The sequence below is a fragment of the Vibrio paracholerae genome (assembly GCF_037672085.1).
GTDB lineage: Bacteria > Pseudomonadota > Gammaproteobacteria > Enterobacterales > Vibrionaceae > Vibrio > Vibrio cholerae.
On record NZ_JBBHLM010000002.1, the window covers coordinates 2377080 to 2390412 of the forward strand.

The window sequence follows — 13333 nt, forward strand, 5'->3', positions numbered from 1 at the left end:
CTGATAGAAAGAATGGGGGGATGGTTTGACCAGCCCCCCATGGTGTATTCAACAACCTACATTGCCTCGATTAATACAACACAGGTTGATTAATCGATGGTACGTTGGATTTCGATAGTCTCGAAGACTTCGATCTGGTCACCGACGCGAACATCATTGTAGTTCTTAACGCCGATACCACACTCGTAACCATTCTTAACTTCTGCAACGTCATCTTTGAAGCGACGTAGAGATTCCAGTTCACCTTCATAGATTACTACGTTGTCGCGCAGAACACGGATCGGAGCATTACGCTTGATCACGCCTTCAGTAACCATACAGCCTGCAATCGCACCCAGTTTTGGTGACTTAAATACATCACGTACTTCAGCCAAACCAATGATCTCTTGTTTGAACTCAGGGGCAAGCATACCGCTCATCGCCTGCTTCACTTCATCGATCAATTGGTAAATGATTGAGTAGTAACGCAGATCGATATTTTCAGCTTCAATCATACGGCGAGCTGACGCATCAGCACGTACGTTAAAACCAACCACGATAGCGTTAGAAGCAGCAGCCAATACCGCATCAGTTTCAGTGATACCACCGACACCAGAGCCGACAATGTTCACTTTAACTTCTTCTGTAGAAAGTCTGGTCAACGAATCCGCAATCGCTTCCACCGAACCTTGTACATCAGCTTTGAGTACAATGTTCAGTTCAGCCACATCACCTGCAGTCATGTTAGAGAACATGTTCTCTAGTTTAGATTTCTGCTGACGAGCCAGTTTCACTTCACGGAACTTACCGGCACGGTAGTTAGCCACTTCACGCGCTTTACGCTCATCACGTACTACGGTTGCTTCATCACCGGCTGCAGGAACACCTGACAGGCCAAGGATTTCAACAGGGATTGATGGGCCAGCTTCTTCAACTTCATTACCGACTTCATCACGCATTGCACGAACGCGGCCATATTCTTGACCACATAGAACAATGTCACCCTTACGCAGAGTACCCGATTGAACCAGAATGGTAGCCACCGGACCACGGCCTTTATCCAGACGTGATTCGATAACCACACCAGACGCCATACCTTGTTTTACAGCTTTCAGTTCAAGAACTTCAGCTTGCAGCAGGATAGCTTCCAGTAGACCGTCAATGTTGGTGCCTTGTTTCGCAGAGATGTGAACGAACATGTTCTCACCGCCCCACTCTTCAGGCATGACATTGTATTGTGACAGTTCTGTTTTAACGTTATCTGGGTTCGCGGTATCTTTATCAATCTTGTTCACAGCGACAATCAAAGGTACGCCAGCCGCTTTCGCGTGTTGGATAGCCTCGACAGTTTGTGGCATTACGCCATCGTCCGCTGCGACAACCAGAACAACGATATCCGTTGCCTGTGCACCACGAGCACGCATAGCCGTAAAAGCCGCGTGTCCAGGTGTATCCAGGAAGGTGATCATACCGTTTGGTGTTTCAACATGGTAAGCACCAATGTGCTGAGTAATACCGCCAGCTTCACCAGAAGCTACGTGGGTACGACGAATGTAATCCAATGTTGAGGTTTTACCGTGGTCAACGTGGCCCATGATGGTCACAACAGGTGCACGAGAAACTTCTTCGAACTTATCGTCACGATCCGACATGATCGCTTCTTCTAGCTCGTTTTCCTTACGAATCAGAACCTTATGACCCATCTCCTCCGCCACCAATTGTGCCGTTTCCTGATCGATCACTTGGTTAATGGTTGCCATCGCACCCATTTTCATCATGACTTTGATAATTTCAGTCGCTTTAACTGACATTTTCTGTGCTAGTTCAGAGACGATGATGGTTTCACCAATCACAACATCTGCTTTTGCCACTACCGCAGTTTTATCAAAACCATGCTGCATTGAGGTAGGCTTGTTGATGCGACCCTTACGACCCGCTTTACCGCCACGAGGACGAGAATCGCGTTCTTGGTTATCATCACGAGAAGACATTTTTCTCTTGTTCGCTTTTGTCGAGCGACGACGAGCACCTTCTTCGTGAAGATCCGCTTCATCTTCGGCTTCACGTGCATAAAGCGAAGTCGTTACATGGTAGTCTGTGTTTTCTTGCATATCACCTACAGTCTCTTTATCAGCAGACCAACGCTCACCATTTTTTTCAGCCAATTCGCGTACTTTTTCAAGTTGACGGCGACTTTCCTCTTCGGCCTTACGTCTTGCTTCTTCTTCCTGGCGACGTTTTAGCGCCTCGGCTTCTTTGCGCGCTGCTTCTTGCTTCAATTTGTCTTGGTCAGAACGTGGTTGAGTCGTTGCTTGCGCTTCACGCTTCGCTTTTTCTTCTGCAACACGTTTTGCCTCTAGTTCACGTTTAGCTGCTTCTTCTGCTTCACGTTTGGCTTTTTCTTCTGCCGCACGTTTTGCTGCTTCTTCAGCTTCACGTTTTGCTTGCTCTTCCGCGGCACGCATTGCGGCTTCTTCCGCTTCACGAGTCGCTTCATCTTCGACAGAACCGCGCTTAACATACGTACGTTTTTTGCGCACCTCAATCTGAACATTCTTACTTTTACCGCCACCGGCGTTAACGCTCAGTGTACTGCGGGTTTTGCGCTGCAGAGTTAAACGTGTTGGCTCGGCGCCTGTTGTATCACCGTGCTCTTTACGTAAATGAGCCAACAACTTCTGCTTCTCATCTTCGGATACATTATCTGCAACGGCCTTGTTCATTCCTGCATCAGCAAGTTGCTCTAATAAGCGGTCTACTGGTGTACCAATTTCTTCACTCAGTGCTTTAACGGTAATTTGTGTCATGCCGCTTCCTCCCCTTGCTGAAATTATGCGTCTTCACCGAACCAACAGATATTACGAGCAGCCATAATGAGCTCACCCGCACGTTGCTCGGTCAGACCTTCAATACCTTCTAAATCATCCACACCTTGGTCAGCCAGATCTTCCAGTGTCGCAACACCTTTCGCTGCCAGTTTGAATGCCATTTCGCGTTCTAGTCCTGCAAGCGCAAGCAGATCTTCTGCAGGCTCAAGACCTTCGAACGACTCTTCTTTTGCAAGAGCAATGGTAGTGAGCGCTTCTTTAGCGCGTCCTCTTAGCTCTTCAACCAGATCTTCATCCATACCATCAACATCAAGTAGCTCATTCATTGGTACGTAAGCGATCTCTTCTAGAGTAGAGAAACCTTCTTCAACCAACAATTCAGCGAAATCTTGCTCAATATCTAAGTACTTCATAAAGTTCTCAATGGATGCCATTGATTCTTCTTGGTGTTTCTTCTGCAGATCTGCGACTGTCATTACATTCAGCTCCCAACCCGTAAGTTGAGAAGCTAGGCGCACGTTTTGGCCATTACGACCGATCGCTTGCGCAAGGTTATCGGCTTCAACTGCGATATCCATTGAATGTGCGTCTTCATCCATAATGATTGAAGCAACATCGGCAGGAGCCATAGCGTTAATGACGAATTGCGCTGGATTATCATCCCAAAGCACAATGTCGATACGCTCGCCACCCAGTTCACCAGAAACCGCTTGTACACGTGCTCCACGCATACCCACACACGCACCAACAGGATCGATACGCTTATCATTGGTTTTTACCGCGATCTTGGCACGCGAACCAGGATCACGCGCTGCAGCCTTAAGCTCAATCAGCTCTTCACCAATTTCTGGCACTTCAACACGGAACAGTTCAGCTAACATCTCTGGCTTAGAACGAGTGATGAAGAGTTGGAAACCACGTGCTTCTGGAGCCACTTTGTACAGCAAACCACGGACGCGATCGCCAGGACGGAAGTTTTCGCGTGGCAGTTGATCTTCACGCAAAATTACCGCTTCTGCGTTGTTGCCAAGGTCAAGGATTACGGTTTCGCGGTTCACTTTCTTAACCACGCCGGTAACCAATTCACCTTCATTATCAATGAACTGTTCAACGATTTGTGCACGCTCAGCTTCACGAACTTTTTGTACGATCACTTGTTTGGCTGTTTGGGTGGTAATACGGTCGAAAGTAACAGAATCAATCTGATCTTCGATGTAGTCGCCCAATTGAACAGAATCATCATCAAAGCTTGCTGCATCAAATGAGATTTCTTTGGTTGGGTGTTCAACATTTTCAACCACTAACCAACGACGGAAAGTTTCAAATGCACCGGTTTTGCGATCGATTGCTACGCGTACATCGATCTCGATTTCATACTTCTTTTTGGTTGAAGTCGCTAACGCAGTTTCCAGCGCTTCAAAAATACGCTCACGAGGTACCGCTTTCTCGTTAGAAACCGCCTCAACTACCGCTAAAATTTCTTTACTCATTGTTCTAGCCTCAAAGACTTAAAATTTAGGGATCAGGTTAGCTTTTGAAATGTTACTCAAGGCAAAGTGTTCTTCTTGCCCATCCACCATCACAACAACGGTTTCACCATCAATTGATTGAATGATGCCTTTCCACTTGCGACGGTTACCAACAGCCATCTTCAAAACGATGCTGACCTCGTGACCAATAAACTGCTCGTAATGTGCTGCTTTAAAGAGTGGTCTTTCTAGACCAGGAGAAGACACTTCGAGGTTGTAAACGACCGAAATAGGGTCTTCAACATCCAAAACCGCACTCACTTGGCGACTGACTTCTGCGCAGTCTTCCACTGTGATACCGTTTTCGTGATCAATAAAGATACGTAGTGTGGAATGTTGCCCTGCACGGACGAACTCTAATCCAACTAACTCGTAACCTGCAGCAACCACCGGAGCTTCAAGCATTTCAGTAAGTTGTCTTTCTAAACCAGTCATCTACTAAACCACTCCAGAAACAAAAAAAGGGCTTAGAGCCCAATTTAAATACCAAGCAAATACCTAAAACCCTTTAAAAAGGAAATTTAGATAATAAAAAACCCCGATTAAGTCGGGGTTTTTTATTGCTGGACCCTGATAAATTGAGAATCGCTTCCCAACTGCAGTGAGGTTAACACTGCCAAACTTGTCTCTCTAATCGCTAAAGAGATTGGTTGCGGGGGCTGGATTTGAACCAACGACCTTCGGGTTATGAGCCCGACGAGCTACCAAGCTGCTCCACCCCGCGTCCGACTTGCGAGCATTATACGCTCAACAAGATGATTTACAAGTTTGTAAATATGGTGCCGAGAGAGGGACTCGAACCCTCACACCTAAGGCGCTAGCACCTCATGCTAGTGTGTCTACCAATTTCACCATCTCGGCATATCTATTTATTGAGGAATTTCGTCACTGCTTTTAGCAGGCGTTTCACTCACTGTGTCACCAGCTTTCTGAATCACTTGACCTTGTGAAGGGTCAACCCATTGTGATTCGGTCTTATGCGTTGACATATTGCCAAGCACTAGGCTGATAACAAAAAAAACTGTTGCGAAAATCGCAGTCATTCGGGTTAGGAAGTTACCTGAGCCACCAGCACCAAACACAGTGTTTGACGCGCCGGCACCGAATGAGGCTCCCATATCTGCGCCTTTACCTTGCTGAATCAACACTAGGCCAATAATAGCAACCGCTGCCAACAGGTAAATCACAAGTAGAACTGTAAACATTACTTCCACCTATGTCATATTTGTTGAGCTAGCGACGTTCCCATCGATTGATTTGAACAAAGCCAGCAACCTTTCTCTCCGAAAGCGGACGCAATACTAACGAATGGTTCCGAGGCTGACAAGAGGTATTTTCTAAAAAAAATCACTTTACGATTTGATCGCTCAAAAAACTCGCACAACAACGTTTTTTCGAGCATTTCTCCAATTCCTAGCAAGAAATCAACTGACTAGGAATCGAAGAAATACGTTGTTGCATTTAGCAGTTATCTTTTACTGCTTGAGCAATTTTCAGCGCAGACTGCTTAACTAGCGCATCATCTTCCCCTTCCACCATCACACGGATCAGCGGTTCTGTACCCGACTTGCGCAGTAATACACGACCTTTCGAACCTAGCTCAGCTTCAACTTCAGATACCGCCGCTTTCACCGCATCAGCTTCAAGTGGATTACCATCTCCAGCAAAACGAACATTCTCCAACACTTGTGGGTAAAGCGTCATGCCTTTCGCTAATTCATGCAAAGTCATTTCACTACCAACCACTGAAGCAAGCACTTGTAGGCCTGCGACAATCGCATCACCCGTAGTCACTTTATCAAGTAAAATAACGTGGCCTGAGTTTTCCGCACCAATCTTCCAGCCTTTCTCTAGAAGTTTTTCCATAACATAGCGATCACCGACTGCAGCGCGTACAAATGGAATGCCCAGCTGTTTGAGTCCATTTTCCATGCCAAGGTTCGTCATCAATGTCCCAACAACACCACCCTTGAGCTCACCACGGCGCAGTGCGTCGCGGGCAATAATGTAAGCGATTTGGTCACCATCGACTTTATTGCCTAGGTGGTCAACCATGATGATGCGATCGCCATCACCATCGAAAGCAAGGCCAAGATGTGCTTGTTCTTCAACAACGCGTTTTTGCAGTGCGCGAACATCGGTTGCACCGACTTGGTCATTGATATTCAAACCATTAGGCTCAACGCCCATCGCAATGACTTCCGCTCCCAACTCACGGAAAACATTGGGCGCAATATGGTACGTGGCACCATTGGCGCAATCCACGACAAGCTTCAAACCAGACAAACTGAGTTTTGAAGGGAAAGTGCTTTTACAAAATTCAATATAACGCCCAGCCGCATCCACCATGCGTGAAGCTTTACCAAGCTCAGCCGATTCAACACATTCAATGTCTTTATCCAACTCAGCTTCAATCGCTAACTCAATCTCATCTGGCAGTTTGGTTCCTTCATAAGAGAAGAATTTGATACCGTTATCGTAGTAAGGGTTGTGCGATGCAGAAATAACGATCCCCGCTTCTGCACGGAAAGTTTGAGTGAGATAAGCGACAGCAGGTGTTGGCATAGGGCCAGTAAATGTTGCTTTCAACCCCGCAGCGGCAAGCCCAGCTTCTAGTGCAGACTCCAACATATAGCCAGAAATACGCGTATCTTTACCTATGATGACCTTTTTCGTGCCTTGTTTTGCCAGTACACGTCCAGCCGCCCAGCCAAGCTTAAGTACAAAATCAGGAGTAATGGGGTACTGGCCAACTTTGCCACGAACGCCATCAGTGCCAAAATAACGTCTTTTATCAGACATTTGCGTTTCCTTTACATTATTGTTTTTACAAATTGTTATTCATCATCTGCACCATTTTGAGTGCATCAATGGTCTGCTCTACATCATGAACACGGATAATTTGTGCCCCTTTATGAGCAGCAAGAGTCGCACAAGCAACACTCCCAGCCACACATTCAGCAGGCTGCTTATTCAGTGTTTTAAAAATCATTGATTTACGTGACATTCCAGCTAAAACAGGCAATCCAAAACGATGAAACTGTTCTAAATGGGCGAGCAAATGATAATTGTGTTGCACCGATTTTCCAAAACCAAAACCGGGATCTAAGATGATATTCTCACGCTTAATACCCGCCGCTTCGCATTGTGTAATTCGCTCAGCTAAAAACTGGCAAACCTCTTCAATAAGATTGTCGTAGTGTGGGTTAGCTTGCATCGTCCGCGGTTGACCTTGCATATGCATAATACAGACGGGAACTTGAGCCTGCGCTGCTACTTCAAGCGCTCCCGGCTCTTGCAAAGCACGCACATCATTAATCAGATCGGCTCCCACGGCTAATGCTTGGCGCATCACTTCCGCTTTGCTGGTATCAATCGAAATCCATACCTTAGCATTCTGTTTTCGAATCGCTTTGATAAGCGGGATGACGCGCTGTAATTCCTCTTCTAAAGCCACATCAGGAGCGCCTGGTCGAGTTGATTCACCGCCAATATCAATAATCGCGACACCAAGGTCGATCATTTGCTGCGCTCTTGCCAATGCGATATCAAGGTCAACGTAACGGCCGCCATCAGAAAAGGAGTCTGGCGTAGTATTTAAGATCCCCATCACAACGGGTGAATGCAGCTCAAGCTGCTTATCGGCATGACTGATTTTCAGCATTCTAAAAATATATTCCCTGCAAACACAAAACCCCGAACAAGTCGGGGTTTAAAGTTAAAAGTGATGTTATTCAGCGTCTTTTTTCTCGCTTGCTGTCGCGACATCCGATGAAGCAGTCTCTGCTGTAGATTCTTCCGCCTTAGCTTCAGGCTCAGCTTTTACTTCAGGTTCAGACGGAGTTTTCGATTGATCACCCCAACCTGCTGGCTCACGAATCACAGGCTTACGCGCCATCAAGTCATCAATTTGACCTGCATCGATAGTTTCATACTTCATCAAGGCATCTTTCATTGCATGCATGATATCCATATTATCCATGATGATTTGGCGAGCTCGTTCGTAGTTGCGATCGATAATTTGGCGAATTTCGTCATCAATCAGCTTTGCGGTGTCATCAGACATGTGTTTGGTCTGTGTTACACTGCGTCCAAGGAACACTTCGCCTTCATCTTCCGCGTACAACATAGGACCTAGCTTTTCAGAGAAGCCCCATTGGGTCACCATCTTACGAGCAATTTCTGTTGCACGCTCGATATCGTTTGATGCGCCTGTTGAAACTTTCTCTTTGCCGTAAATCAACTCTTCAGCAAGACGACCGCCGTACAAGCTAGAGATCATCGATTCCAGATGCTGTTTAGACATACTCACGCGATCTTGCTCAGGCAGATACATGGTGACACCGAGCGCACGACCTCGAGGAATAATTGACACTTTGTAAACCGGGTCATGTTCAGGCACAAGGCGACCCACTACCGCATGGCCAGCTTCATGGTAAGCGGTAGACTCTTTGATCTCCTCAGACATCACCATTGAACGGCGCTCAGCACCCATCATTATTTTGTCTTTTGCAAGTTCAAACTCAACCATAGAGACGTTGCGCTTGTTGCCACGAGCAGCAAACAGCGCCGCTTCGTTAACTAAGTTCGCCAAATCCGCACCTGAGAACCCAGGAGTACCACGTGCAATCAATGATGGCTCTACATCATTCGCCAGAGGCACTTTGCGCATATGCACTTTAAGAATTTGCTCGCGGCCACGCACATCCGGCAGGCCTACCACGACTTGACGGTCAAAACGTCCCGGACGCAACAATGCAGGATCCAACACGTCAGGACGGTTGGTTGCCGCGATGACAATAATGCCTTCATTGCCTTCAAAACCATCCATTTCCACCAGCATTTGGTTTAGTGTCTGCTCACGTTCATCATGACCACCACCAACACCCGCGCCACGCTGACGACCCACTGCATCAATTTCATCAATGAAAATAATACATGGTGAGGCTTTCTTCGCTTGTTCGAACATGTCACGCACACGAGACGCACCAACACCGACAAACATTTCGACGAAATCCGAACCAGAGATAGTGAAGAATGGCACTTTAGCTTCACCAGCAATGGCTTTGGCAAGCAAGGTTTTACCAGTACCAGGAGGACCAACCATGAGTACACCCGTTGGGATCTTACCACCCAGCTTTTGGAAGCGGCTCGGATCACGCAGGTAGTCCACTAGTTCTTTCACATCTTCTTTTGCTTCGTCACAACCCGCTACATCGTTGAAGGTCGTCTTTATTTGGTCTTCACTCATCATACGCGCTTTGCTTTTACCAAATGACATGGCACCTTTGCCACCGCCACCTTGCATTTGACGCATAAAGAAGATCCAAACCCCAATCAATAGGATCATTGGGAACCAAGAGATGAAAATGGTACCCAGCAAGCTTTGCTGTTCAGGAGGTGTACCTTGTACTTTCACGTCTTGATTGATCAAGTCATCGAGCAGCTTTTGATCATAAACCGGCATGTAAGTTACATAACGGCTTCCGCCTCCACGACGCATGAAAGTAATTTCACCGTTGTTGAATTGAGCTTCCTGAATCTGGCCTTGACCAACTTCCTTTACAAATGTGGTGTAGTCGACTGCTCTGCCGTTATTCTCACCGGGGCCGAAGCTCTGGAATACAGACATCAAAACGACAGCAATCACAAGCCACAGGATTAAATTTTTTGCCATGTCACTCAAGGTGTAAGCCTCGCGATAACTAATTGTAATTAAAAGGTAGGGTACTACAGTTTGTAGCTAGCGGCTATAGGGTCTACTTAGGCACCAAATAGTGAAATAGTTAACCTTTGTAACCAGTCGCTACGATAAAAACTTCTCGTGAACGTGATCGAGAGGAGTCCGGTTTACGAATTTTAACCACTTTAAACAGGTCTCTTACTGCTTTGACATAATCATCAAAGCCTTCTCCTTGAAACACTTTCACCACAAAACTACCATTGGGAGCCAGAACTTGTCGACACATATCCAGTGCTAATTCGACAAGATACATGGCGCGTGGCTGATCGACGGACAAGTTACCCGCCATATTAGGTGCCATATCAGACATCACTACATCGACCATATCTGGCTGGATTCGATCTAGCAATGCATTGAGTACCGCTTCCTCACGAAAGTCACCTTGTAAGAAAGATACTCCAGCAATCGACTCCATGGGTAAAAGGTCACACGCAATAACACGCCCACCTTCGCCAACTACTTTGGCCGCAAATTGCGACCATCCACCAGGTGCAGCGCCAAGATCGACAACTGTCATACCAGCTTTTAGTAGTTTATCTTTGTTTTGGATCTCTTCTATTTTGAAGATAGCACGTGAACGATAGCCTTTCTTCTTTGCTTCGTTAACATATTTGTCGTCAAAATGCTCTTTTAACCAGCGAGTTGAGCTGGCCGAGTGTTTCTGTTTACTCATTTTGTTCCTAACTAAGTCACCACTATCCAAGAAAGTCTGGTAGAAAATATAGTCTTCTAGCATAGATGGCGTTAAAATGACGGTTTTCAACCCTAATATTAAATAAATTTGGCCGCGTAATGAACCTAAGCAACAAACAAAAGCAGCATCTGAAAGGCTTGGCACACAACTTAAAACCTGTTGTGTTGATGGGCGCTAACGGACTCACAGAAGCTGTGCTGGCGGAAATCGAAATTGCGCTCGATCATCATGAACTGATTAAAGTGAAAGTCGTTTCTGAAGATCGTGACACTAAGCAATTGATCGTTGACGCAATTGTTCGCGAAACTGGTGCCGAGAAAGTACAGGTAATTGGTAAAGTCCTAGTACTTTATCGCCAGTCTCAGCAACGCAAAATCGAATTGCCACGCAAATAATCAGCCAACGGATGAAAAAAAGGTCGCGACTGCGACCTTTTTTACTTTTTCCTAAAATGATTGGTTAATTGCGAAACTATAGATATTCCACTCGATCAATTTCGAAGGCCTTATTACCCCCCGGAGTCGCAATCGAGACTTCATCGCCTTCAAATTTACCAATCAAACCGCGAGCAATCGGTGAATTGACTGAAATACGACCCGATTTGATATCCGCTTCATCATCACCAACGATTTGGTAAGTCTTCTCTTCATCACTGTTAACATCAATCACCGTCACCGTGGCACCAAAAATGACTTTGCCACTGTTTTCCATCTTAGTGACATCAATAACCTGCGCGACTGATAGCTTGTATTCGATATCACGAATTTGCGCTTCACAGATCCCTTGCTCTTCGCGTGCGGCATGGTATTCCGCATTTTCTTTCAAATCACCAAGCTCACGAGCTTCGGCAATCGCTTCTGTAATTTTAGGTCTGAGTTTTAATAGTCTATCGAGTTCTTCACGCAGTAGCTTTTCACCACGCGCTGTCATTGGAACTTTTTCCATCATTTACCTCTGCGCCAAAGTTCTTCTTTGGACAATAAAAAATTTCCCAACATCCTAAATCGGGTCGGGTTAAGGTTGAACCATTTGGATTACTCAAAAGTGTAAACAAAGTTAAGAGCTAAATCATCCAAATTCAAGATTTGCGAGGCGAATTTAGTTGAATCCTCATTTTTGCTTTTTATATGTGATCTTTAGCACAATTAGATTGTGTGTATTTTGCTCAATCTCGATAAAAAAAAATAAAAAATACAACAAATTAAATTAAAAAAACCGCTCATGCAAAAAAGATAAAACATTTTAAAAACATCAACTTGATAAATTTTTACCACCAATAAAACAGTGTTCATAATTTGGATTTATATCATTTTACTAACTGATAGCGGAACTTTGGGAGTAAAAAAGTAGCCACGAAAATGGCTGAGCCATCAAATCTTTATGCTTTATGGTTTCAATACAACAATGACCAATGAAGCTTGATGCATCACCTATTTCGATTGACGTGGCTTACGTCGCACAAAAATCAAATTTATGGACAATAAATTAGGACTTAATAAGATGAACAAGACTCTGATTGCTCTTGCTGTATCAGCTGCTGCAGTGGCTACTGGTGTAAATGCTGGCGAAATCTACAACCAAGATGGCGCTTCTTTAAATATGGGTGGCCGTGCTGAAGCGCGTCTATCTCTTAAAGACGGTAAAGCAGATGATAAATCTCGTGTACGTCTAAACTTCCTAGGTAAAGTAGCTATCAATGATAGTCTGTACGGTGTGGGTTTCTACGAAGGTCAATTTGAGACTAACGACCAAGGTGAAAACAACGCTAACAACAACCTAGATAACCGTTATACCTATGCAGGTATCGGTGGTACTTACGGTGAAGTGACTTACGGTAAAAACGATGGCGCATTAGGCGTAATTACTGACTTCACCGATATCATGTCTTACCACGGCAACTCAGCTGCAGACAAAATTGCAGTCGCAGATCGCGTGGACAACATGCTGGCTTATAAAGGTCAATTTGGTGATCTAGGTGTGAAAGCAAGCTATCGTTTTGCTGACCGTAACACTGTTGATGCAATGGGTAATGTTGTAGCTGAAACAAACGCTGCCAAGTACTCTGACAATGGCAAAGACGGCTACTCACTGTCTGCTGTTTACGCATTTGGTGACACTGGTTTCAATATCGGTGCTGGCTACGCAGATCAAGATACTCAAGACCAATACATGTTAGCGGCTTCTTACGCTATTGCTGATTTCTACTTCGCAGGTCTATTCACTGACGGTGAAAAAGCTAAAGATGTTGACTACACTGGCTACGAGCTGGCTGCTGGTTACAAACTAGGTCAAGCTGCGTTTACTGCTACATACAACAATGCAGAAACAGCAAAAGAAACTTCAGCAAATAACTTTGCTATCGACGCGACTTACTACTTCAAACCAAACTTCCGCTCTTACATCTCTTACAACTTCAACATGATTGATGCTGGTGATGTGTTGGGTAAAGTTAGTGGTAAAGGTGTAGCAACTAAGATCGACGCTGAAGACGAACTGGCTATCGGTCTACGTTACGACTTCTAATTGTTGACTTCAGGTCACACGCCAAACGCCTGCTGAC

At 45.4% G+C, this 13333-nt stretch carries 11 protein-coding genes and 2 tRNA genes; 2 read left to right on the top strand and 11 right to left on the bottom strand.

All coding sequences use genetic code 11. The features are described from left to right. Window positions 1–89: 89 nt before the first annotated feature. The 10 genes from infB to rlmE all read right to left on the bottom strand — a co-directional run bounded on the left by infB (window position 90) and on the right by rlmE (window position 10752). On the bottom strand, window positions 90–2786 hold the full coding sequence (infB, locus tag R4537_RS15895; RefSeq protein WP_000192213.1) for a translation initiation factor IF-2: 2697 nt from the start codon (window positions 2784–2786) through the stop codon (window positions 90–92). Window positions 2787–2809: 23 nt separating this feature from the next. Then, window positions 2810–4297, bottom strand: a complete 1488-nt coding sequence (gene nusA / locus R4537_RS15900; protein ID WP_000031599.1) for a transcription termination factor NusA — start codon at window positions 4295–4297, stop codon at window positions 2810–2812. 18 nt (window positions 4298–4315) lie between these two features. Next, window positions 4316–4771, bottom strand: a complete 456-nt coding sequence (rimP, locus tag R4537_RS15905; protein WP_000147147.1) for a ribosome maturation factor RimP — start codon at window positions 4769–4771, stop codon at window positions 4316–4318. 212 nt (window positions 4772–4983) lie between these two features. After that, window positions 4984–5060: transfer RNA gene (locus R4537_RS15910), tRNA-Met, on the bottom strand. Window positions 5061–5113: 53 nt separating this feature from the next. Further along, window positions 5114–5197 (bottom strand) — tRNA-Leu (locus R4537_RS15915). 8 nt (window positions 5198–5205) lie between these two features. Continuing rightward, on the bottom strand, window positions 5206–5541 hold the full coding sequence (secG, locus tag R4537_RS15920; RefSeq protein WP_002031100.1) for a preprotein translocase subunit SecG: 336 nt from the start codon (window positions 5539–5541) through the stop codon (window positions 5206–5208). A gap of 256 nt (window positions 5542–5797) precedes the next feature. Beyond that, a complete protein-coding gene (gene glmM / locus R4537_RS15925) occupies window positions 5798–7138 on the bottom strand; it encodes a phosphoglucosamine mutase (RefSeq protein ID WP_071179709.1) in 1341 nt (446 codons plus the stop codon). A gap of 25 nt (window positions 7139–7163) precedes the next feature. Next, window positions 7164–8000 (bottom strand): dihydropteroate synthase, encoded by an 837-nt coding sequence (gene folP, locus R4537_RS15930; protein WP_071179708.1) that lies wholly within the window; start codon window positions 7998–8000, stop codon window positions 7164–7166. A gap of 66 nt (window positions 8001–8066) precedes the next feature. After that, a complete protein-coding gene (gene ftsH, locus R4537_RS15935) occupies window positions 8067–10013 on the bottom strand; it encodes an ATP-dependent zinc metalloprotease FtsH (RefSeq protein WP_071179707.1) in 1947 nt (648 codons plus the stop codon). Between the two features lie 109 nt (window positions 10014–10122). Further along, on the bottom strand, window positions 10123–10752 hold the full coding sequence (rlmE, locus tag R4537_RS15940) for a 23S rRNA (uridine(2552)-2'-O)-methyltransferase RlmE (RefSeq protein WP_000043220.1): 630 nt from the start codon (window positions 10750–10752) through the stop codon (window positions 10123–10125). A gap of 119 nt (window positions 10753–10871) precedes the next feature. Here rlmE and yhbY point away from each other — a divergent pair, with 119 nt between their 5' ends. Next, a complete protein-coding gene (yhbY, locus tag R4537_RS15945; protein WP_001054290.1) occupies window positions 10872–11168 on the top strand; it encodes a ribosome assembly RNA-binding protein YhbY in 297 nt (98 codons plus the stop codon). 76 nt (window positions 11169–11244) lie between these two features. Here the strand turns inward: yhbY and greA are convergent, their stop codons facing one another. Beyond that, complete coding sequence (gene greA, locus R4537_RS15950; RefSeq protein ID WP_001924700.1) at window positions 11245–11718, bottom strand: transcription elongation factor GreA; 474 nt, start codon at window positions 11716–11718, stop codon at window positions 11245–11247. 555 nt (window positions 11719–12273) lie between these two features. Here greA and R4537_RS15955 point away from each other — a divergent pair. Then, window positions 12274–13296, top strand: a complete 1023-nt coding sequence (locus R4537_RS15955; RefSeq protein ID WP_071179706.1) for a porin — start codon at window positions 12274–12276, stop codon at window positions 13294–13296. Window positions 13297–13333 lie beyond the last annotated feature (37 nt).

Excerpts from the sequence above, each read along its gene's own strand:
- rimP (WP_000147147.1), bottom strand. The coding sequence starts at position 4,771 with ATGACTGGTTTAGAAAGACAACTTACTGAAATGCTTGAAGCTCCGGTG.
- glmM (WP_071179709.1), bottom strand. The coding sequence starts at position 7,138 with ATGTCTGATAAAAGACGTTATTTTGGCACTGATGGCGTTCGTGGCAAA.
- yhbY (WP_001054290.1), top strand. The coding sequence starts at position 10,872 with ATGAACCTAAGCAACAAACAAAAGCAGCATCTGAAAGGCTTGGCACAC.
- folP (WP_071179708.1), bottom strand. The coding sequence starts at position 8,000 with ATGCTGAAAATCAGTCATGCCGATAAGCAGCTTGAGCTGCATTCACCC.
- R4537_RS15955 (WP_071179706.1), top strand. The coding sequence starts at position 12,274 with ATGAACAAGACTCTGATTGCTCTTGCTGTATCAGCTGCTGCAGTGGCT.
- rlmE (WP_000043220.1), bottom strand. The coding sequence starts at position 10,752 with ATGAGTAAACAGAAACACTCGGCCAGCTCAACTCGCTGGTTAAAAGAG.
- nusA (WP_000031599.1), bottom strand. The coding sequence starts at position 4,297 with ATGAGTAAAGAAATTTTAGCGGTAGTTGAGGCGGTTTCTAACGAGAAA.
- secG (WP_002031100.1), bottom strand. The coding sequence starts at position 5,541 with ATGTTTACAGTTCTACTTGTGATTTACCTGTTGGCAGCGGTTGCTATT.
- greA (WP_001924700.1), bottom strand. The coding sequence starts at position 11,718 with ATGGAAAAAGTTCCAATGACAGCGCGTGGTGAAAAGCTACTGCGTGAA.
- ftsH (WP_071179707.1), bottom strand. The coding sequence starts at position 10,013 with ATGGCAAAAAATTTAATCCTGTGGCTTGTGATTGCTGTCGTTTTGATG.
- infB (WP_000192213.1), bottom strand. The coding sequence starts at position 2,786 with ATGACACAAATTACCGTTAAAGCACTGAGTGAAGAAATTGGTACACCA.